Origin of the sequence: Cytobacillus dafuensis (assembly GCF_007995155.1) — a bacterium.
Classification (GTDB): Bacteria; Bacillota; Bacilli; order Bacillales; family Cytobacillaceae; genus Cytobacillus; species Cytobacillus dafuensis.
On the sequence record NZ_CP042593.1, the window covers coordinates 4,613,155 to 4,635,527 of the forward strand.

The window sequence follows — 22,373 nt, forward strand, 5'->3', positions numbered from 1 at the left end:
CTTTTTATAGGTCCTGCTGCATATTTAAAAAGCAACCAGCTGAAATTGCCGATTGCTTTTGCGCTTCAAATATCATAGTCGATCAGTCGCTTTAGCATTATTTTACTTAACGACCTCTCCTTCCATTTCTTCTTTCTTATATTTCATCTTTGTGGCTTCTCCCCCGCGTAAATGTCGGATTGATTTATGATAATCTAGAATTTCCTTCACTTCATTCGCCAGTTCAGGGTTAATTTCAGGAAGTCTTTCTGTTAAGTCTTTATGGACTGTACTTTTGGATACGCCAAACTCTTTCGCAATGACGCGAACTGTTTTTCTCGTCTCCACGATATACTTTCCAATCTTGATAGTTCTCTCTTTGATGTAATCGTGCACACCACTCGCCCTCCCTAAATTGGATGTGAGAAGTGTGAAATGAGACTCGCTTTTTCGCCTTGACCTATACTTCATTCCGCATGGAAAAGGTTGCTAAAATAATCTTACTCATGCGGCAGAAAGCTATTACTTTCTGAACTTGCGGTGAATAAACATGTCCCGAGGCACATTCAATGTTACTTCTAAACGACTCCTCACCTCAAACACTCTCTTTGTAAGGTTTGTATCAGTGTATTAGCTTGGTTGCTGATATATGCACGAAAAACTCAATAGGGACAAGGTATTATGAAAGTTTTTTGAAAATTTAACGATTTACCAAATATAACCCATCTTATTTAATAAAATACTTTTTCTGACCTACATAAAAAAATTAATACAAATGTCAAATTCACCAGATCTAAACACCTAATTAAGGAAGATTTTCACTGTGCAAAACTAAGTCTTATTTCCTTATCATTCGACATTTTCTTTATTAACAAATTATGTCTTTACAATGTAAACATTGCTTTCCGAATCTTTATTTTTATATTTATAGGAATTTATTACCTATGCCAACAATATCTCTAGTCTTTCTTGCCTGCATCTTGAATACTTACCTAGTGGATAAGAAGGAGACAAAATTCTGCAATTATCATGATATTATCCCTATTGTCGACATTAATAGATTCAAATAGAATGAGTCTGAATGGCTATTCATATTTATGGTTTTAGCACCATGTTTATCCATTTGTTTCCTAGTTGTTAGAAGAAGGGGAGTTTTCGATGATCATGCAAAGTCGTAAAGAGAGAATAATAGCAGAAAGGAGAACAAAGGCTAGAAAGCGGAAGGTTACGTTTGCTGGAGCAACACTTGCCGCAGCAATTACTGCTTCATCTTTTGCATTAACAACAAATGAAGCAAAAGCACTCAGTGGCACTTATACAGTCAAAGAAGGAGATTCTCTTTACCGTATTTCAAAGGAAAATGGAATATCTATTAAAGAGCTAAAAAGTATCAATAAGCTTACTTCCGACAAAATTTATATCGGACAAACCTTAGAGGTTCCTGTAAAGCTTCAAACACCAGGAGATTCTTTACAGAGTGCTGCTGTCTATACTGTTGCCCCTGGAGACACTCTTTGGAGTATCGCAAATAGATTTGGTATTTCAGTAGAGGAGCTTAAAAAGCAAAACAATCTGACGAAAAATATGGTTCTTATCGATCAAAAACTTATCATTCTTGATAACATTTTTTATAAAAAAGCAAAGGTCATTGGTGCTGTTGATAAACAGACAGTTGAATTCATCTCTAATAATAACCATTTTGTCTTAATGGTCCCATACGGCACAGCACATACCTATCAAAAACTCGCTGGTAAGGAAGTCATTGTTTCCTATAAAAATGGAGCACTAATTCAAATTCAATAATCAACAGAGATCATTCTTCACCTCTTCCCGAAAAAACCTGCGTAGATAATCATTTTTATTTACTCCAAATGATATAACTAACCCAATCAGTCTTTTGTTACAGTTTATTAATATACCAGATTTTATGAAGAAAAATGACATAAGCTCCGGTATTTCTCGGGAAATTTGTCGATTTTGTATCCTGAACTTATTCATAACTCGAATTTTACGTTGCAATAAAAAAACCCGCCATTGGCGGGTTTTCTTATGCATTTGAGGATTCTTTTGTATTTTCTTTTGTCTTGTCATCAGAATTTTCTTTTTCTCCAGAATCCTTCTCTTCATCGCTTGATTTATCATCTTCAGGTTTATCTTCTGGAGTCTTGTCCTCTACCGCATCTTTTTCTTCTGTTGGTTTTTTATCATCAGCTGATTCCGTTTTATCAGTTTGCTCAAGCTCCTGTAACGTGCTTAACGGTTTTTGTAAGTAATCTTCCGGATTTACAGCTACACTGTTCTTGCGAATTTCAAAATGTACATGTATACCGCTTTCTTCGTCAAACATGCTTTCTCCAGCTTTTGCAATAACTTGTCCTTGCTTCACTTCGTCGCCAACCTCAACAACGATCTCATTAACTGATTGATATTGGGTTACAATTCCATTGTCATGATCAATTTCAATGACATTTCCCAAAAGCACATCTTCATCCACTTTTGTAACAGTCCCACTTAGTGATGCTACAACATCAAATGTTTCGCCTTCTCCCACTTGAATATCAATACCTGTATTTTGATGGTATTGATTATGGTAAAACACCAGTGCCGCTTCCTGATCTTCAGCCTTGCCATTCTTATCATAGAATTTTCTTAGAATGACTGCTGAATCAGCGTCTTTTACAGGCATCGTGAAGTTTTCCATAGCACGGTTAACCTCAATTCCAGGATCGTTGAACTTTTTGCCTGGAACATCTGTCGCCTTATTATCTAGGCTTTTCGGATCCGTTGCACTGTTATTTGCGTTTTGATACCAAAGGACCGCGGTTAGAATGATTGCTGCTGTTGCAATGTAGATAGCTGGGAATGCCCAACGCTTTTTGAAAAAGCGCTTAAAGCTGGATTTTTGAGAAGATCGTTTCTTTTCTTCCTCTCTCATTTATCATCACCTCAGCAATCATTCTGAACAGTTTAGAAGAATTATATACATTCTATAAAAAATATTTTTTTCGATTATTTTTCGACATGATCGATGAAATTATACATTTTTGTTTAAAAATTTTTCTATAAAAATCATTAGTACCCACTTTCAACCTTGTATGTAGCTGGTGATTACTTCGTACATCAATGCTTGCTCAACCAGTCCGACGACATTTTCATTTTTACATTAGAAATACTTGGCGTTCGCCAAGTCATTTTTGGCGAATGCCTTAGTTTTCTTATGCGATCTTGTTAGCAGATATTTAATTGAACACACACTTTACTTTAGTACGTTAATATACTTAAACTTTCTTATTAGCCAAAAAAAGCTACCATCATTATGGTAGCTCCTTTGATTTAATCTCCACCCCAAAAACACAAATAATCCATTTGTCCACGAGCGGTGCCTGGCACCGATGAATGTTATTTTTTTGCTAGGACTTTTGTTAATACATTTTCTGAATCGGCGATTTCTACGCCTTGATAATAATAGGCGATGATGTCTTTATAGTTTTTTCCTTCTGCAGCCATCCCGTTTGCTCCGTATTGGCTCATACCAACGCCGTGTCCATAACCCTTTGTGTTAATGACAATATTGTCGCCCTTACGCTTCCAAGTAAAGTCTGTGGAATTGAGCCCGAGCTCTTCCCTTACATCTTTCCCCTTCACAACCTTGCCGTTTATTTCAACCTTGCCTACACGCTTGCCAGCAGTCCTCTCTGTTACCGTACCAATTGTACTATCATCAGGTAGCTTCACGCCAAGCTTCGACTCGAATTCTGAAATGGACAATACTTTTTGATCGCTGAACTTAGGAGATTTTAAATCCCATGGGCTTTCTACACTTTTTAAATATGGAATTGGAGTTAACCAGATGTCCTCGGAATTTTCCGTAAACCCATTACTTGTCGAAAAGAAACTTGCATCTATCGGTGTACCTTCGTATGTTATGATTTGTCCGCTTGTTTCGTTGACCGCTTCTGTGATTTTTTTAATCGCCCAATTATAATCAGCTTTAAACGTTCTTTTTATTTCTTCTTTATCTTTATATACCTGATGTTCCACCGTATCAGTAACAAGGGCATCACCAGGTAATCCCGACTTCTTTTTACTTAGCATTTGATTAACAATATATGTTCTTGCTGCTAAAGCCTGAGCCTTTAAAGCTTCTTTTTCGAATTGTCTTGGCATTTCTGAAGCAACGACACCAACTACATATTCCTCAAGCGGAAGCTTTTCAACTTTCTTTTTTTCCATTCGAAAAACGGCTACTTCTATGGAAGATTGAGTAGAAGAAGATGCTGTTTCAACCGAGCTGTCTCCCTTTTTTAGTTGCTCCCCTAACTTGCCGGTTACCTTATCTTCAGTAAAAGGGAGTACTAACAAAGAAGGGATCAAGAGTGTAATGAAAATCAGCAGTGCGGCTAGTGCGATGATAGGTTTGAATTTTGTCATGATTTATGCCTCCATAAGATAGTATTCTATAGACCCTTACCTTCAAGTCTCGTCTCTTTTCATTCTTATGGTCTTGGACAGGCTATTATGACAAGTTTTTTTCACTTAAATGTGCATGAATTTCCTTTCATTCGATCAAGCTATTAAGGTTTGAAAAGGAATTCAGTCCAGAAATAGAAAAAACGCAAAATCGGCCGGTCAGATGTCTGACAGGTTAATTTTGCGTGATTGGTATCTTAATTGCAGATATATAGGGAAATACATCCCCATAAATTATGCATTCATATCAGAAACAAAGCTTCTTTCTTGAGCAGCCGTTTCATCCATATCATGAATTCGTTCAATATCAGCACCTAAAGCAGCAAGCTTCTCGTGGAAGTCCACATATCCGCGGTCAAGATGCTTTAATTCTGTTACTCGTGTCACTCCGTCTGCAACCAATCCAGAAAGAATGAGTGCAGCTGCTGCGCGTAAATCTGTAGCTCCTACCTCTGCTCCCTGAAGGTTGGAAGGACCATTCATAATCACAGAACGACCTTCAATCTTAATATCGGCATTCATACGGCGGAATTCCTCTACATGCATGAAGCGATTTTCAAATACAGTTTCAGTAATGACACTCGTACCGTTCGCATGCAGTAATAAAGCCATCATCTGTGATTGCATGTCTGTCGGGAAGCCTGGATGTGGCATCGTTTTAATATCAACTGCCTTTAGCTTCTTAGGTCCTAATACACGAATCCCATCTGCTTCTTCAATAAACGTAACACCCATTTCTTCCATTTTTGCAATTAAGGAAGTGGAATGCTCAGGAACTGCACCTTTTACAAGTACATCGCCGCCTGTAATAGCAGCTGCAACCATAAAAGTACCCGCTTCAATTCGGTCTGGAATAATATGATGCTCTGTTCCAAATAATTGATCGACACCTTCTATTTTGATTGTACCTGTACCAGCGCCTTTTACTTTTGCACCCATTTTATTTAGGAAATTTGCTAAGTCTACAATTTCAGGTTCTTTCGCTACGTTTTCTAAAATGGTTGTTCCTTTTGCAAGGGTAGCAGCCATCATAATATTTTCCGTTGCACCAACGCTTGGGAAGTCAAGATATATTTTTGCCCCATATAAGCGGCCATTAGCTGCCTCAGCTTCAATAAACCCATTTCCAACCTTAACTGTAGCACCCATCGCTTCAAAGCCTTTTAAATGCTGATCAATTGGGCGAGATCCAATAGCACAACCGCCAGGCAATGCTACACGGGCACGGCCATTCCTAGCGAGCAGTGACCCCATTACTAAAACGGAAGCACGCATTTTACGAACATATTCAAAAGGTGCTTCTTCCCTTAACTCTCGAGATGCATTTACAGTTACTTCGTTATTTTTAAACTCTACTTCTGCGTTTAAATAGCGTAAAACTTCATTGATGGTGTATACATCGGAGAGTGTCGGTACATCACGAATTACGCTTTTGCCATCACTTGCTAATAGTGTTGCGGCGATAACTGGTAAGACAGCGTTCTTTGCTCCTTCTACTTTTACAATACCGCTTAGCCTTTTTCCGCCGCGGACGATGATTTTTTCCAAAATGTATTCCCCTCCGCGTCCATTTTCTCTATATTAATATTCAATCGTTATGATGGGTGTGCCAACTACAAGGGTAGTCTCCCCGCCCAATCCTTGATTTCTAATTGCAATTTGCAAATTCATATCCTTGCCTTTCGTTGCAATGGATTTATCAAACATGGTTGAATAAGCCGATGTGGAAATGAAATTCCCCTCACTTAAAGCTTCAACTTCTTCTGCATTAAAGGCTGTCAATAAATTTTCCATTTCATTAGACAAAGTCTTTTCAATTCTATCATTGAATTCGCCTTTTAAACAAGAGAAAAATGTGGCATTTCCACGAAAAATGTCAGAAATTCTGCTTTCCAATTGCTTTGATATCTTTTGCTCTACTTTTTCTTGCCAACCTTTACCTTTAACCTCATAAATGACATACGTCTGAACTTGACCGTTTATGGGGGTCGTAAGAATTTTTATTGTTTCACTTTGGGCATTAGAGTTTAAAACAGCCACTGTTTCCAAATGTTTCTCGTATGACTTACTCGTCCATTCCCAATTATAAAATTGTTGTTTTAAATCCTCTGTTAAGTTCTGAACCTGCTCAAGGCTTTCGACATTTTCCATTTTTTCTCTTGCATGTAAAGACCATTCAGTGATCAAAATATTTTCGTCTTGTAAAATGGAGGCTAACGCCAAGAGGTCAAGCTCTCCTTCTGCTACAGTCGTTTTATTTCCAATGTTTATTATCACTAAACCGGTTATTCCAATAATTAACAAAATTAATTTTGTGGTCTTCATATCTGCTTCCTCTCCCTTAGTACCATTGTTACCAAGGAGAAGAAGAGCATACTTGGGAAATGTCGTCACTTTTTGACAATAAGAAATACACAAGGCGTCACTCAGTATTGAACACAGACTATAACCCTCACTGCTTTATTATATTCACAAACGTAATATTTGGGATTATTTATCTCTATTCATTAATTGGAAGCACACCAAATAGAATTGTACTCAATTACCAAGTGAATGAAAACATGTACGAAGACCTATATTTGCTAGTTTTCGGATATTTTCTCGTTTTTTTGAAACTCGTGAAAAACCGTTTCTAAATTGTTAAAGAATGGTTTGTAAAATAAGGGGCAGCTGCTTTGACCATAAAAGGTAATCAAGGAAAAAATTACTTACTGTCGACCCGATTGCAATCGATAATAATATGTAGAGTACCCTTGCTTGAATTACATGGTTAGGACGCAAAATCTGATCAATACGCAGTGCCTGAAGTGCCCACCAAGAAAGTGCAATAAAAACTAAGTGTGAAATAATACTAAGTAAGGCCTGCTGTCCAAATCCTGAAATCATGAATACAAACTCCCTTCATAAATCACCGCCAATTTTTTTACAATCCGCCTTTAATATTAGCATTAATTTCCCTTTAAGAATAGGAATTACTCTTGCAAGAGCGATGAAAGATAAGAAAATTGTGATTGATTACTGTGAGTAGGGTAAAATTGAATTAACGGACTTCGATTGCACAAGTTCGTAACTGATGTACTCGGAAATTAGAGTGGTGGGAAACCATCAATACTGATTGATGACCAAGGATCTCTAAATCTCGGTGAGAGGGGCACCATTAACCCGGTTTGGTTACCGGAGTTCTCAAATTTTCGGCGAGACGGGCACCATTAACCCAGTTTGATTACCGGGGTTCTCAAAATCTCGGCGAGACGGGCATCAATAACCCGGTTTGGTTACCGGGGTTCTCGAAATCTCGGCGAGACGGGCATCAATAACCCGGTTTGGTTACCGGGGTTCTCGAAATTTCGGCGAGACGGGCACCATTAACCCGGTTTGGTTACCGGTGTCCTCGAAGTTTCGGCGGGGCAGACACCAATTCCTTTGTTTAATAACTGTTCGTCATGAAAAACATGGCCAGGATTGAGTTAATAAAGTTCTTTGAAGACAGGTGATTTTAACTAGTTAATAGTTTTACTTTAGTCCTATAAGGACAAAAATACAGCAGTTTCACAAGTCCCAGGCTCTATACGCTGTTGATGGCTTCCTAGGATATCAAAGTAAGAAACTAAACTCCAAGTACAGAAAGCAATCCCTTTTTATCTCAAAAATAATAAAAAGCTCATTTCAGCAAGCTGAAACTTCAAGGAATCAGTTAAAAGACTTATTTCCTAAAAAAAACGACCTATCCGTAATCACGGATAGATCGTTTTATTCCCCCATCGAAAGAGCCTGATTAAATTATTTATCCTTACCCCTTTTAAAGCCTTTTCCCCTGTAATACTCCTCCTACTGGAAGAAGTCACTAAATGAATGAAAGTTTTCGTGTAAGAAATCAAATGCAATACTTGGTGCTACCCCAAAGAGAATGGTTGCAAATACACAGACACCAATCACAACACCAAGGCCGATCGGCAGTTTAATTTTCTCTTGCTCAGCTGCTGGTCTAAAGAACATTTGGACCATAATGCCGAAATAGTAGAAATAAGATACGACTGTTGTCGCGATCATGATCGACACTAATACATAATGGGCTGGCTGTACAGCTAATGCCCCCATAAAGATATTTAGTTTTCCAATAAAGCCCGCTGTTCCTGGAATTCCTGCCAAGCTTAGGATGAATATCGCCATCGCGAGCGCAAGAATAGGTGCTCTTCGATATAGACCAGCAAACTGCGAAATATCCTCAGAGCCTGTTTTTTGCGTGATCAGCTGAATGATCGCAAATGCGCCAAGGTTCATAAACAAGTATGCTCCTAGATAAAACCAAAGCGTATCAAACATAAATGCGGACATAGATGCCAATACAACGAGAAGGTATCCAGCTTGAGCGATACTTGAATAGGCGAATAATCGTTTAATATTTTTCTGCCTTAATGCAATGACATTCCCGATAATCATCGTTGCCGCTGCTAGGAAAGCAATGTAATCCTGAACCTTTATTAAAAGCGGCATTGAATTTGGCAAATCGGAAGATGGTGTGGTGAAGAAAACGACCATCATAATACGAACAATAATGATAAATCCTGCTGTTTTTGAAACAACACTCAAAAAGGCAGTAACAGGTGTTGGTGCCCCTTGATACACATCAGGTGCCCACATATGAAACGGTGCCGTTGCCAGCTTAAATGACAAACCGACAAGAATCATAAATAAAGCAAGACCCATCAAATAAATATGCTGAATATTCGTAAGTGCTAGTAAGCCGTGAGCCATATCAAGTAGATTCGTCGTTCCTGTAATTCCATAAACATAGCTCATCCCAAATAAGGTAATCGCTGTCGAAATCCCGCCATTAATGACATACTTCATGGATGCTTCATTAGATTGAAGGTTTTTCTTCCGTATTCCAGCGAGAATATAGGACGAAATGGAAAGAAGCTCAAGGCCAACGAACAGTGTAATTAAATCGCCGCTAGAAGACATCATCATCGCGCCAAGTAAAGCAGCTAAGAAAAGATAGTAGAATTCTCCTCTATACTCCGTTATCCCTTCCTGCGGCTCATAGCTTATCGCAAGAAGCATGACAAATGCAGCTCCAATTAGCAATAACAGCTTGAATGCCTTTGCAAATGAATCCAATCTGAAAGTATCATATAGGATTGATTCTGGGCCATGTCCAAGCAAGCTCATTAACGAAGCGATGGCTGCCAATATACCAGTAAAACCGATCCAGCCAAGAACCTTTCTATTCACTGACTTCGGCATAAATAAATCTAATAAAGAAAGTAATGTTGCTACACCTAGGATGATGAACTCAGGTGTCATGATGCTCCATTTATACGATAATAATGTTTCGAGATCCATCCTTCATCACCCTCCAATCTTAAAGATAATAGTTTCAATTGTTGAATTCAGCGGTTCACTTAAGACACTTGGGTATACACCAATCAAAACAATGATTCCTAATAAAACTACCGCCGGAACCCATTCCTGCTTGCGAATATCCGTTACACCGTCAAACTCACGATGCGCTTTTCCATACGTAATACCTAAAACGGCTCGAAGCAGGTAAACAGCTGTTAAAATAATACCCAGTGCCCCAACTGCAGCCAAAATCGGCATTTCCTTAAATAAACCAAGGAAGGCCATAAATTCACTAACAAACCCTGACATGCCTGGCATTCCTAGTGATGCCATTGCCCCTGCAAGCAAAAAGCCAGCTGTAATCGGCATCCCCTTTGCCAAGCCTCCAAGGTTCTTAATATTGGATGTATCCAGACGCTCATAAAATACACCAACAAGGAAGAATAGAAGAGCTGCGATCAAACCATGTGACACCACTTGGAAAATAGCTCCTTGTATTCCCGCCTCATTCATAGCGCCAAGCCCAATTAAGACGATCCCCATGTGGGAAATGGATGAGTAAGCAAGAACCATTTTGAAATCTTTTTGAATCAATGCAAGGAATGCTCCGTAAAGCAAATTCACGACCCCTAGGACTGCAATTATGACAGCTAAGTCCTGGAATTGCTCTGGGAAAATCCCCATTCCGAAACGGATAATTCCGTAAGCACCAATTTTTAATAAAATCCCTGCGTGAAGCATAACGACAGATGGTGGCGCCTGTACGTGAACTCGGACCATCCAGCTATGCAATGGGAAAATTGGAAGCTTCACCCCAAAAGCAATTAACATTGCAATGAGCAAGCCCATTTTTGTCCCTGAAGAAAAGAGTATATTTTGACTGTCAGCTGCTAAAATGGAAGCAAGTGCGCTAATATTAGATGTCCCTGTACGGGCAAATAGCACCATGATCACAATCAGAAGTACTGCTGATCCTAAACCGTTATAAATTAAGAAGCTAAATGCAGCCTTTTCCTTTTCAAAATATCCCCACTTTCCAATAAGGAAGAATGTCGGAATAAGTGTAATTTCGAAAAAGATGAAGAATAAGATTAAATTTTCAGCAGTAAATACTCCAAGCATCCCTACTTCAAGAAGAAGGAATAACATGAAATAACCCTTCCATTCTTTTTTAATATACATGGAAGCAATGGCTGCTAGAGTTGAAAGGATCGCCGTTAATACAATCATGATGAGGGAAAAACCGTCTACCCCTAGCTCATAATTAATAGAAAACAAGTCTCCTAGTCTGTTCGGATCACCGAATTGAACCCAGCGTACATTTTCACTTAATTCTTCCAAAGATGCCCCAGACCGATACTGAAAAAAGGCTACAAGTGACAAAATCAAAGCAGGAAGAGTCGCTAAGAATCCAACTGTTTTGATGACAGATTCCTTCGTATTCGGTATAAAGGATAATACTAAAACACCAAGCAGAGGGGAGAAAACTAAAAAGGTTAGAAAGTAGTCAAAGTTCATTTCAAATACCCCCCTGTTACGGCAAATACAACAATTAAAATGGCTAAGCCGACAAAAGCAACCGTTCCATATCTTTGAATTTGGCCATCATGGAACTTCGAACCTAATCCGCCAAAGCCAGATACAGCTCCTGATACCCCTTTTACAAGCCCTTCAACAATGAAGCTCTCGATGTAGTGAAGGAGTAAACTAAAGAATTTCATCACCTTTACTACTGTCAGCTCGTAAAATTCATCAATATAGTATTTGTTATATAAAATATTGTACATCGTTTGTGCGCCAAGCCAGTCGCGTGATAAAGAACGCTTGCCATAAATCAGCCAAGCAAGGTAGATTCCTAGCAGCGAAACGGCCGTTGCTACAATCATAATCCATGATGGACCTTCAATATGACCGTGTCCAAGAGCAGCATTGCCTTCTGTTAACCAGTCCCCAAGATATGTTCCGAACCATGGTGTATTCACGTAGCCAGCTACAACAGCTAGAATAGCGAGAATAACCATCGGAACCGTCATCACGCTTGGTGACTCCTTTACATGGCTCATATCCGAGCGGGATTCCCCTGAGAAAACCATAAAGAATAAACGGAACATATAAAATGCCGTAAAAAATGCTGCGATAACAGCGAGCCAGAATAACACCGTATTCCCATGTGCCCATGCTGCAATTAAGATTTCATCTTTACTAAAGAATCCAGAAAATAAAGGTACACCGCTAATCGCCAATGTTCCAATTAAGAACAATGGACCTGTCACACGAAGCTTCTTCCATAATCCGCCCATTTTCTCAATATCCTGTGTATGAACAGCATGGATAACACTTCCTGCAGCAAGGAATAGCAATGCCTTAAAGAAAGCGTGTGTCATTAAATGGAACACACCAGCTACATAACCAGCAGATCCGAGCGCGAGCATCATATAACCAAGCTGACTGACTGTTGAGTATGCTAGTACTCTTTTAATATCTGTTTGGACTAGACCAATGCTTGCTGCGAAAATAGCTGTAATGGCACCAATGGTCGCAACTGTCATCAACGCGGTTTCACTAGCTGCGAATAGAGGGAACAGTGCCGCCACTAAATAAACCCCAGCTGCAACCATTGTTGCGGCGTGGATTAAGGCTGAAACTGGAGTTGGTCCCTCCATTGCATCTGGCAACCATGTATGTAGTGGAAATTGACCAGACTTCCCAACAGCTCCAATAAATATTAAAATAGCTGTCAATGTAATCATTGTTGATGAAACAGCTCCAGCTGCTACAGCTGCAAAGATTTCATCATATTCAAAGCTGCCAACCTGCCAGAATAAGAGAATCATTCCGATTAAAAGGCCCACATCCCCAATACGCGTCATGATAAACGCCTTTTTAGCAGCCTTTTTCGCTTCTTCCTTATAAAAGTAGAAACCAATCAATAGGAATGAACCTAAACCGACAAGCTCCCAGAAAATATATGTTTGCAATAGATTAGGTGATAGAACAAGCCCTAGCATTGCAAAGGTAAATAAACCTAAATAAGCATAGTAAACATGGAATCGATCATCCCCGTGCATATATCCTTTTGAATATGTATGTACAAGGAAGCTGACGAGTGAAACAATTACAAGCATTAATGCATTTAATTGATTTACTTCAAAACCCGCTGTTAACTGAATATCCCCGATCGTCAGCCAAACAGCCTCTGTCTTATGCGTTGGCGAAGAAAACCTTTCGAATAACACCAACAAGGAGTAGACAAATGATGCAAGCGAAAGCAAAATTCCTATGTAAGCACTCGCATCTTTAAGCCGTTTGCCGAAAAAGATAAGGAATAAAAATGATAAAAGCGGGAAAAGCGGTATGATCCATGCATTCTCCATCAATATCACAATCCCCTTTTTTGAACACACTGCCTTAGTTTTTTTATTCTGTTGAATCAGCGTGTTTGATTGAGGCCAAGTTAGAGAACCTCTAGTTTTTCATAGAATTCATTTCATCAATATTAACGGTTTTTCGATTACGATAAAGAGCAATTAAGATCGCTAATCCGACTGCAGCCTCTGCTGCAGCGACTGTCATGGCAAAAAGGGCGAAGATTTGACCTGTAATCGCAGGCGCAGCACCGTATTTGCTGAAAGCTACTAAGTTAATATTCACTGCATTTAGCATGAGCTCAATAGAAATTAAGACAATGACTGTATTTCGTTTTGTTAAAGCGCCGTATAAACCAATACAGAATAATATTAACGCTAGAGCCAGATAGGCTGAAATGGGAACTGAACTCATTCCTTCTCCGCTCCCTTCTCATCATCCTTCTTCGCTAAAACAATCGCTCCGATAAGAGCAGCTAATAACAAGACTGAGGTTAATTCAAACGGAATGATATACTTCGAATAAAGGGCCATTCCAATTTGCTCAGTATTATTTTCATGCAATGTATTTGGCACTTGCCCAAAATCGAGGTTATAAATTCCGATATAAACTGCAAATCCAAATCCGAGAACACCTAAAAACAGAAGCACCTTGCGTAAGCTACCTGCTTTCGGCTCACTCGTATCATCATGGCGGGTAAGCATAATTCCAAATAGCATGATAATTGTAATGGCACCGGAATAAAGTAAGATTTGGACAACTGCAAGGAATTCAGCTGATAGTAAAACAAAAATTCCCGCAATGCTTATAAATGTAAAAACAAGCGCCACTACCATATGCACGACTTTGGTAAGGTTCAATAAAAGCACTCCGCCCATTACCGCCACTATTGCAAGTGACAAAAACGCTAGAAATTCACCTGATAACGTCATGCTTTATTCACCTTCCGTATATTCTCATCATTTTCGTCAAGCCATTCTAGATTTTTAAATAATTCATCACGGCTGTATTCGGCCAATTCGAAGTTATTTGTCATAATAATCGCTTCTGTTGGACAAACCTCTGTACATAAATCGCATAAAATACATATTTCGAAGTTAATGTCATACGTATCAATAATTTTTCCTTTTTTATTCGGGTCTGGATGCTTTTTACCTGTTAACTGAATGCATTCAGTCGGGCAAATATTCGCACACTGATTACATACAATACATTTTTCAGGATAAAATTTTTGAATCCCGCGAAACCGATCTGGTAATGGAAGCGGCTCATTCGGGTAATCATAAGTAACCTTTTTGCGTGTTAAGTTTTTTAGGGTATATGATAAACCTTTCGCTAATCCAAGCATGTTTTTTCACCCCTTGTTTTCAAATGATCAAATTGCTTATTTAGAATAATTTCACTAGTTCCTTTAATAAAGCGGTTAAGAAGATATTTGCCAACGCAATTGGTAAAAGCACCTTCCAACCAAATTCCATTAATTGGTCTGCACGAACACGTGGGAATGTTGAACGGAACCAAGCTAAAATAAATACAACAACTGTAAATTTAAGAGCAAACCAAACGGCTCCTGGAATAAAGTCTAAAAATGGAAGCGGTAGCCAGCCGCCTAAGAATAATACGGTCGTCAAAGCTGCCATTGCAAAGAAATAAACATACTCTGCAAGCATAAAGAATGCCCAGCGGAAACCCGAGTATTCAACATGGAATCCAGCAATAAGCTCTGATTCTGCTTCCGGCAAGTCAAATGGTACACGATTTAATTCAGCAACTGCTGCAATGAAAAAGACAATGAAACCGATTGGCTGCCATACGATGAACCAGCCATTTTTTTGTGCCTCGACAATGTCATTTAAATTTAAACTGCCCGTCAAAAGAACAACGCCGACAACAGACATAACGAGTGGGATTTCATAAGAAATCATTTGTGCAGCTGCACGCATTCCCCCAAGAAGGGCGTATTTATTATTCGAAGCCCATGCGCCTGTAACAATTCCGACAGTCGTAATGCCTGACACCGCAATATAATAAAGCAGCCCTACGCCGATGTCAGCAAACTGGAACTTATCAGTAAAAGGAATCGTCGCTAATACCATAAATGCAGGAGCAAACGCAATGACCGGTGCTATTATAAATAATGGGCGATCAGCTAGCTTCGGAATGACATCTTCTTTTAATAGAAGCTTTAGGACGTCTGCCACTGTTTGCAATAATCCCCACCGACCACCGACTTGGTTTGGACCGTGGCGCATTTGCATAAATCCCATAACTTTCCGCTCTGCTAAAATCGCATATGTTACAAAGCCTAACACAACTAAAAGCAATACGACGGCCAGTAAGAAGAAAATACCGAAATTAAGCCATCCGGCACTAGAATGTAATAGATCTTCTACCATTAACCGTCCACCTCCCCGAGGACAATATCAATTCCTCCTAGAATCGCAATCATGTTTGCCATGTTTTCTCCTTCAAGCAATTTTGGGAGAATTTGAAGATTATAAAATGATGGTCTTCTAAACTTTAATCGATATGGTTCCTTTTTACCGTCACTTGCAATATAGCAGCCAATTTCTCCACGTGGAGATTCAATTCTAACGAAAGCCTCGCCCTTTGGTGCTTTAATTATCTTTGGCACCTTCGCCAAAATTTCTCCTTCTGCAGGAAATTGTTCTACAGCTTGTTCTAGAATCTTTAGCGATTCCTCAATTTCTTCCAAGCGAATATGATAGCGTGCCCAAGCGTCTCCTTCTTCTCTGGTCACGACGTTAAAATCAAAACGGTCATATATTGAGTATGGCTCATCCTTACGAAGGTCCCATTTCACCCCGGTACAGCGAAGTGTTGGCCCGCTTAATGAGTAGTTGATGGCATCTTCTTTTGAATAAATACCGACGCCTTTAACACGATTTATGAAAATTTCATTACCCGTTACGAGCTGGTGGTAGCCTTTAAGCTGTTCACGCATATAGGGAACGAAATCTTTTACCTTTTCAACCCAGCCCTCAGGCGCATCCCATTTTACTCCGCCAACACGCATATAGTTAAATGTCAAACGAGCACCTGAAAGTTCATTCAGCATATTAATAATCATTTCCCGTTCTCTGAATGCATAAAGGAATGGACTTGTTGCACCAAGGTCTAATAAGAATGTTCCCCACGAAACTAAGTGGCTGGCAATCCTTCCAAGCTCCATCGCCATGACACGCAAGTATTCAGCACGTTCAGGGATCTCGATGCCCATCATCGTTTCAACCGCATGACAGATGACATAGTTATTCGTCATTGCAGATAAATAATCCATCCGATCTGTGTAAGGAATGATTTGTGTGTACTGCAGATTTTCAGCCAATTTTTCCGTCCCACGATGTAAATAACCGATGACTGGTTTCGCTTCAGTAATTATTTCTCCATCAATTTTAACGACGAGACGAAATACACCGTGCGTACTTGGATGCTGAGGTCCCACATTTAAGAGCATTTCTTCGGTACGTATCATGGTTACACCTCCACATCATACGGTTCATAGTCTTTTCTCAACGGATGGCCAACCCATTCTTCCCCAAGCATAATCCGATGGAGGTTCGGGTGTCCCGTAAAGCGAATACCTAACAAATCATATGCTTCACATTCAGGCCAATTTGCTCCTGCCCATAATGGCTGCAATGATTCAATTGTTGGTTCATTACGATCAATCTTCACTTTTAATGCAACAGACTGGCTATTTCTATATGAGTAAAGGTGAACATACACTTCCATATGTGTTTCGAAGTCTGTCCCATGGATCTCAGATAAATAATCAAATCCTAACTGTTCATTATATTTTAGAAATTCTGCCACTTTAAAATATGACTCTCTCTTAGCTACCAAGGTTGGAACATCCTTGGAAAGACTATTGATATAGTAATCTTCTAAAACATCTTGTCCGAGATTCTCTTCAATGACTTTCACATATTTATCAAGATAAGGCTTGTTTGGTGATGGTTTACTCTCTTCAGCCGGCTCTGCTTCGACCTTCCCACCAGCTAATTTCGCTTTTGCTGCTGCGGCCGCGGCGGCTTTTGCTTTTGCTGCAGCTATCGCTTTTGCTTTTTCGTCATCACCTGCTCCGCCTTCAGCTTTTGCGGTTGCGGCGGCTTTTGCCTTTGCAGCGGCTGCAGCCTTTGCTTTCGCGGCAGCAATCGCTTTAGCCTTTTCGTCATCTCCAGCTGCGTCAGATTGCTTTGCTAGAGCAGCTGCTTTCGCTTTTGCTGCTGCAGCTGCCTTTGCCTTTGCGGCTGCGGCGGCTTTTTGTTTCGCTACATCAAGGTCTTCTGCTGGTGCTTCCTCTTTTGATTCGACCTGTTCCTTCGCCTTCATTTTGGCTAGTGCGGCTGCCTTTGCCTTTGCAGCGGCGGCGGCTTTTTGTTTTGCCATATCAAGGTCTTCTGCTGGTGCTTCCTCTTTTGATTCGACCTGTTCCTTCGCCTTCATTTTGGCTAGTGCGGCTGCCTTTGCCTTTGCAGCGGCGGCGGCTTTTTGTTTTGCTATATCAAGGTCTTCTGCTGGTGCTTCCTCTTTTGATCCGACCTGTTCCTTCGCCTTCATTTTGGCTAGTGCGGCTGCCTTTGCCTTTGCAGCGGCGGCGGCTTTTTGTTTTGCTATATCAAGGTCTTCTGCTGGTATTTCCTCTTTTGATTCGACCTGTTCCTTCGCCTTCATTTTGGCTAGTGCGGCTGCCTTTGCCTTTGCAGCAGCCTCTTTTTTTAACTGCTCAAGATCCTTCTCCCCGCTCATAGGTTAGATCACCTTCTTCCCAGTTTTAGCCTCGTAGCGGATTTTTTCCTTTAATTTATTTATCCCATATATTAATGCCGCCGGATTCGGAGGACATCCAGGTATGTAAACATCAACTGGTACAATCTGATCAACGCCTTTTACAACTGCATAGGATTTTACATATGGACCACCTGCAGTCGCACATGATCCCATCGCAATGACCCATTTTGGTTCTGGCATTTGATCATACAGTCTGCGAACGATTGGTGCCATTTTCTTCGTCACTGTACCTGAAACAATCATGACATCTGATTGACGAGGAGATGTTCTGAAAAACGACCCAAAACGGTCTAAATCGTAGTGAGCACCACCGACACCCATCATTTCGATGGCACAACAAGCAAGCCCGAAGGTCATTGGCCATAATGAGTTACTCCGCGCCCAAGCTTTTATTTGTTCTAATGTTGCCATAAATACATTACGCTGCAGCTCTTCCATTTCTTCAGGTGAAATATTTTCCAGTTTTAAGTCCATTTCAGCACCTTCTTCTTCCATGCATAAATAAGTCCTATTACTAGCATGAACACAAAAATTAACATTTCTATTAATGCAAAGATTCCGAGTTTTTCGTACGCAACAGCCCACGGATATAAAAATACCGTTTCTACATCAAAAATAACGAACATTAGTGCAAAAATATAATAGCGGACATTGAACTGTACCCTTGAATCATGAAATGGCACAATCCCGCTCTCATAAGTGGTGTACTTCGACTCATACGGTTTATATGGCCGCAAAAGTTTCCCTAAAAACAGGGCCACCACAGGTAACAAAATTCCTAGACATAGGAACACAAAAACAATCAAATAGTTATTTTGATATAAATTTAGCATCTCCATGTCCATCCCCTCCAATATTATTGAATTTTCCCTACCTTTACATTTGTAACCGTAACCATTATAGCATTGTTACCATTTTGTGTCGATAAACCCTAGAGAATTATGGAAATTCTCTCGTCCACGGAACAAGTCTAATGCTGCGTTTAAGTGACAAATCCGTGAACACATCCCCACTATATTTAAAATGAAAACCCTTTCCTTGTCAGTGAGATATATCAACAAATTTACTTTTCTTATTACTACTCTTATTAAAAAAATTCAAAAAAATAACCAAGTTGTTTAATTCCTGTAATGACTGATTTTCGGCATTGGCTGATAAATGAGTGAATTTAGCTAATAAAATTCAAGATTTGGCTGACAAATTATACAGACATCCCAAAAAACAGCCCTGCTTTATTAGCAAGGCTGTCCACCATTAACATATACAGGTTTTTCTTTTTACTCCTACGCGCTCTTTGTCTTCTATCTTTTTAATATATTCGGTAGCAAGAGGAACTTTACATGCTGTATTTCTTACATTTACATGGACCTTTCCAATCTGATCCGCGACTTTTTTAGCATCGGCGGATAGAGCTTGTACATAAGAGCCTACTGATATCACAAAACCATTCATCACGTATCGCACTCGGTTTCTTTCTTCATGAATGGTTTGCTCTATTTGTTTTAGGAGCGACTTGATTTCAGCCATGTCTAGCTCTTCATCGGAAGTGATAGATAAATAATTTGCATATGTATTCCATCCACATACGGCAATCATTTCTTCCTCTGACTTCATCCACTCTCTCGCTAATTCAAGAGCAAATTCACTTTCAGCTGCTACCCCAGCAACCGTATATTCAGCAACCGCATGCCAATTTGCTTTATATGCCCAATCCAGTAATTCCTCTTTTGTCATTAATTTAGGATTTATCGAAATCCCCGCCAAGTACATCGCGTCATAAATCCCAGAATCATAAAGCTTTAATGCTAACTCTTGATCCTTTTTTACATATTTCACAAGCTTCTTTAAATCCCCAACCTTCACTCCGAACAAAGGCTCTTTGGCCCCGTGGCGCAAGAATGTCTTTTTCGTTTGTTCCGTCCCCAGTTCCTCCAGATTTTTTATTATTTCATCGTATGTCATCGGTGTTTCCCTCCTATATTAATATTTCATTCTTTTATTCATTTCAATTTTTGTTAAGTAATAAACGTAATTAGCTTATTATTCTTTTATTATGACTAAAATCCTTCCGAAGTTCTATCATGGTGACTCGTTTCTTTTTCATAAATATGGGTGCAATCGGCTCTTCTATGTGACCACTTTCTCTCTCTTTCCTCAAATTCGGGATCATTCGGCTCTTCTATGTGACCGCTTTCTCTCTCTTTCCTCAAATTCGGGATCATTCGACTCTTCTATGTGACCGCTTTCTCTCTCTTTCCTCAAATTCGGGATCATTCGGCTCTTCTATGTGACCGCTTTCTCCCTCTTTCCTCAAATACAGGATCATTCGACTTTTCATCTTTATCGTATTCAGTGATCATTTTTTCATCTAAAATAAAAAACACCTCCCAGCAAATCGCTGAGAAGTGTTTGATCGCTTATTAAAAATGCTTTTCTGAAACGTGGATACGATTGACTGCACGCTGAAGAGCAAGTTCTGCTCGTTTGAAATCGATGTTATCACGCTTTTGATCACTCAAGCGCTGTTCCGCACGTTCTTTCGCACGGTTCGCACGATCGACATCAATGTCATCTGCTTTTTCAGCTGATTGTGCTAAAATCGTTACTTTGTCAGGGCGAACTTCTAATAAGCCGCCGCTTACTGCTACTAAATCTGTTTTTCCGCCGTTTTTCAAACGGACGGCTCCAATTTGTAACGGTGCAACCATTGGAATGTGACCATGTAAAATACCAAGCTCACCGCTTTGAGCTTTCGTGCTTACCATTTCCACATCTGATTCATACACCGGGCCATCGGGAGTAACAACACTGACTTTAATCGTCTTCATTTTTTACCCTCCTGGTCCGAAATTAAACCTCTACGCCCATATTCTTTGCACTCTCGATAACCTCTTCGATTCTACCTACGAGACGGAATGCATCTTCTGGAAGGTGGTCATATTTTCCTTCAAGAATTTCTTTGAAACCATTAACAGTTTCTTTTACAGGTACGTATGAACCTGGCTGACCAGTGAACTGTTCAGCAACGTGGAAGTTTTGTGATAAGAAGAACTGAATACGACGCGCACGGTGAACGATAAGCTTATCATCATCTGAAAGCTCATCCATACCTAGGATCGCGATAATATCTTGTAATTCTTTATATCGTTGTAAAGTTGATTGAACTTGACGAGCAACTGAGTAGTGCTCTTCTCCAACGATTTCTGGTGATAACGCACGAGAAGTTGAAGCAAGAGGATCCACCGCAGGGTAGATACCCATCTCAGAAAGCTTACGCTCAAGGTTTGTTGTCGCATCTAAGTGAGCGAAAGTTGTTGCAGGAGCCGGATCCGTATAGTCATCGGCTGGTACGTAGATCGCTTGGATCGATGTTACAGAACCAACGTTTGTAGACGTGATACGCTCTTGTAATTTACCCATTTCCGTTGCAAGAGTTGGCTGGTAACCTACCGCTGAAGGCATACGGCCTAATAACGCAGAAACCTCAGAACCTGCTTGCGTGAAACGGAAGATATTATCCATGAAGAATAATACGTCTTGGCCTTGCTCATCACGGAAATATTCAGCCATTGTTAGTCCTGTCAGGGCAACACGCATACGTGCACCAGGCGGCTCGTTCATCTGACCGAATACCATCGCAGTTTTCTTAATAACGCCTGAATCTGTCATTTCATGATAAAGGTCGTTACCTTCACGAGTACGCTCACCTACACCAGCGAATACAGAAATACCGCCGTGCTCTTGAGCGATGTTATTAATTAATTCCTGGATTAAAACGGTTTTACCTACACCGGCACCACCGAATAGACCGATTTTTCCACCTTTAATATATGGAGCAAGAAGGTCTACTACTTTAATTCCAGTTTCAAGAATTTCAACTTCAGTTGATAATTGCTCAAATTTCGGTGCTTCTCTGTGGATGGAATCACGACGAGCATCTGCTGGAAGTGGAGCATCAAGGTCGATATTTTCACCTAATACGTTAAATACACGACCAAGTGTTACATCCCCAACAGGTACAGAGATAGGAGCACCAGTGTCTACTACTTCACTGCCGCGAGTTAAGCCGTCAGTTGAAGCCATCGCAATGGTACGAACTGTATCATCACCTAAATGAAGGGCAACTTCAAGGGTTAAGTTGATGTCAACTTCAGATTCGTTACGCGCTTTATTAACGATCGTCAATGCATTATAGATCTCAGGAAGTTGTCCGCTTTCGAACTTTACGTCAACAACTGGACCCATGACTTGAAGAACGCGTCCTTTGTTCATCTTTTTCCCTCCTAACAATTTCTAGAGACGAGTGGTCAGATATCGGATTTGAAGTGATCAGCTTTTGTGTTGACCACTTTTTCCAACTCTATTGTCTCAACCACATGGTAAAAATGATTTTCATA

At 40.0% G+C, this 22,373-nt stretch carries 21 protein-coding genes; 1 reads left to right on the plus strand and 20 read right to left on the minus strand.

Going from position 1 to position 22,373, the window contains the following annotated elements; translation table 11 throughout:
- Nucleotides 1-102 precede the first annotated feature (102 nt).
- The gene (spoIIID, locus tag FSZ17_RS21840; RefSeq protein WP_057772888.1) at nucleotides 103-375 is read right to left on the minus strand and encodes a sporulation transcriptional regulator SpoIIID; all 273 of its coding nucleotides are present in this window, start codon (nucleotides 373-375) and stop codon (nucleotides 103-105) included.
- Between the two features lie 762 nt (nucleotides 376-1,137).
- On the opposite strand from spoIIID, the gene FSZ17_RS21845 reads away from it, so the two are divergent.
- Nucleotides 1,138-1,782, plus strand: coding sequence for a LysM peptidoglycan-binding domain-containing protein (locus FSZ17_RS21845; protein WP_228460254.1), 645 nt, complete (start codon nucleotides 1,138-1,140; stop codon nucleotides 1,780-1,782).
- A gap of 244 nt (nucleotides 1,783-2,026) precedes the next feature.
- Here FSZ17_RS21845 and FSZ17_RS21850 read toward each other — a convergent pair whose 3' ends face one another.
- The 19 genes from FSZ17_RS21850 to atpD form a co-directional block, all read right to left on the minus strand.
- On the minus strand, nucleotides 2,027-2,914 hold the full coding sequence (locus FSZ17_RS21850) for a stage II sporulation protein SpoIIQ (protein WP_057772885.1): 888 nt from the start codon (nucleotides 2,912-2,914) through the stop codon (nucleotides 2,027-2,029).
- Between the two features lie 464 nt (nucleotides 2,915-3,378).
- Nucleotides 3,379-4,410 carry a stage II sporulation protein D gene (gene spoIID, locus FSZ17_RS21855; RefSeq protein ID WP_057772883.1) on the minus strand — a complete coding sequence of 344 codons (1,032 nt, stop codon included), beginning with the start codon at nucleotides 4,408-4,410 and terminating at the stop codon, nucleotides 3,379-3,381.
- 273 nt (nucleotides 4,411-4,683) lie between these two features.
- On the minus strand, nucleotides 4,684-5,997 hold the full coding sequence (gene murA, locus FSZ17_RS21860; protein ID WP_057772881.1) for a UDP-N-acetylglucosamine 1-carboxyvinyltransferase: 1,314 nt from the start codon (nucleotides 5,995-5,997) through the stop codon (nucleotides 4,684-4,686).
- A 33-nt stretch (nucleotides 5,998-6,030) separates the two neighbouring features.
- Complete coding sequence (locus FSZ17_RS21865; RefSeq protein ID WP_057772879.1) at nucleotides 6,031-6,774, minus strand: YwmB family TATA-box binding protein; 744 nt, start codon at nucleotides 6,772-6,774, stop codon at nucleotides 6,031-6,033.
- 315 nt (nucleotides 6,775-7,089) lie between these two features.
- Nucleotides 7,090-7,335, minus strand: coding sequence for a DUF1146 family protein (locus FSZ17_RS21870; RefSeq protein ID WP_057772877.1), 246 nt, complete (start codon nucleotides 7,333-7,335; stop codon nucleotides 7,090-7,092).
- A gap of 942 nt (nucleotides 7,336-8,277) precedes the next feature.
- The gene (gene nuoN, locus FSZ17_RS21875) at nucleotides 8,278-9,795 is read right to left on the minus strand and encodes an NADH-quinone oxidoreductase subunit NuoN (protein ID WP_057772875.1); all 1,518 of its coding nucleotides are present in this window, start codon (nucleotides 9,793-9,795) and stop codon (nucleotides 8,278-8,280) included.
- Nucleotides 9,796-9,801: 6 nt separating this feature from the next.
- Nucleotides 9,802-11,313, minus strand: a complete 1,512-nt coding sequence (locus FSZ17_RS21880; protein WP_057772873.1) for a complex I subunit 4 family protein — start codon at nucleotides 11,311-11,313, stop codon at nucleotides 9,802-9,804.
- Nucleotides 11,310-13,172 (minus strand): NADH-quinone oxidoreductase subunit L, encoded by a 1,863-nt coding sequence (gene nuoL, locus FSZ17_RS21885; protein ID WP_057772871.1) that lies wholly within the window; start codon nucleotides 13,170-13,172, stop codon nucleotides 11,310-11,312. Before nuoL ends, FSZ17_RS21880 begins: the two co-directional genes overlap by 4 nt.
- Before the next feature lie 88 nt (nucleotides 13,173-13,260).
- The gene (gene nuoK, locus FSZ17_RS21890; protein ID WP_057772869.1) at nucleotides 13,261-13,575 is read right to left on the minus strand and encodes an NADH-quinone oxidoreductase subunit NuoK; all 315 of its coding nucleotides are present in this window, start codon (nucleotides 13,573-13,575) and stop codon (nucleotides 13,261-13,263) included.
- Nucleotides 13,572-14,093 carry an NADH-quinone oxidoreductase subunit J gene (locus tag FSZ17_RS21895; RefSeq protein WP_057772868.1) on the minus strand — a complete coding sequence of 174 codons (522 nt, stop codon included), beginning with the start codon at nucleotides 14,091-14,093 and terminating at the stop codon, nucleotides 13,572-13,574. The genes nuoK and FSZ17_RS21895 overlap by 4 nt, the downstream gene beginning before the upstream one ends.
- Nucleotides 14,090-14,509 (minus strand): NADH-quinone oxidoreductase subunit NuoI, encoded by a 420-nt coding sequence (nuoI, locus tag FSZ17_RS21900; protein ID WP_057772866.1) that lies wholly within the window; start codon nucleotides 14,507-14,509, stop codon nucleotides 14,090-14,092. The genes FSZ17_RS21895 and nuoI overlap by 4 nt, the downstream gene beginning before the upstream one ends.
- Nucleotides 14,510-14,549: 40 nt before the next feature.
- Nucleotides 14,550-15,557, minus strand: coding sequence for an NADH-quinone oxidoreductase subunit NuoH (gene nuoH, locus FSZ17_RS21905; RefSeq protein ID WP_057772864.1), 1,008 nt, complete (start codon nucleotides 15,555-15,557; stop codon nucleotides 14,550-14,552).
- A complete protein-coding gene (locus FSZ17_RS21910) occupies nucleotides 15,557-16,657 on the minus strand; it encodes an NADH-quinone oxidoreductase subunit D (RefSeq protein ID WP_057772862.1) in 1,101 nt (366 codons plus the stop codon). The genes nuoH and FSZ17_RS21910 overlap by 1 nt, the downstream gene beginning before the upstream one ends.
- 2 nt (nucleotides 16,658-16,659) lie before the next feature.
- Nucleotides 16,660-17,934, minus strand: coding sequence for an NADH-quinone oxidoreductase subunit C (locus FSZ17_RS21915; protein WP_146846564.1), 1,275 nt, complete (start codon nucleotides 17,932-17,934; stop codon nucleotides 16,660-16,662).
- A 3-nt stretch (nucleotides 17,935-17,937) separates the two neighbouring features.
- A complete protein-coding gene (locus FSZ17_RS21920) occupies nucleotides 17,938-18,450 on the minus strand; it encodes a NuoB/complex I 20 kDa subunit family protein (protein WP_057772860.1) in 513 nt (170 codons plus the stop codon).
- Nucleotides 18,441-18,815, minus strand: a complete 375-nt coding sequence (locus tag FSZ17_RS21925) for an NADH-quinone oxidoreductase subunit A (protein ID WP_057772858.1) — start codon at nucleotides 18,813-18,815, stop codon at nucleotides 18,441-18,443. Before FSZ17_RS21925 ends, FSZ17_RS21920 begins: the two co-directional genes overlap by 10 nt.
- Before the next feature lie 415 nt (nucleotides 18,816-19,230).
- A complete protein-coding gene (locus FSZ17_RS21930) occupies nucleotides 19,231-19,938 on the minus strand; it encodes a DNA alkylation repair protein (RefSeq protein WP_057772856.1) in 708 nt (235 codons plus the stop codon).
- 458 nt (nucleotides 19,939-20,396) lie between these two features.
- Nucleotides 20,397-20,804: a F0F1 ATP synthase subunit epsilon gene (locus FSZ17_RS21935; RefSeq protein WP_057772854.1), complete on the minus strand. Its 408-nt coding sequence runs from the start codon at nucleotides 20,802-20,804 to the stop codon at nucleotides 20,397-20,399.
- A gap of 22 nt (nucleotides 20,805-20,826) precedes the next feature.
- Nucleotides 20,827-22,248, minus strand: a complete 1,422-nt coding sequence (gene atpD, locus FSZ17_RS21940) for a F0F1 ATP synthase subunit beta (RefSeq protein ID WP_057772852.1) — start codon at nucleotides 22,246-22,248, stop codon at nucleotides 20,827-20,829.
- Nucleotides 22,249-22,373: the final 125 nt, after the last annotated feature.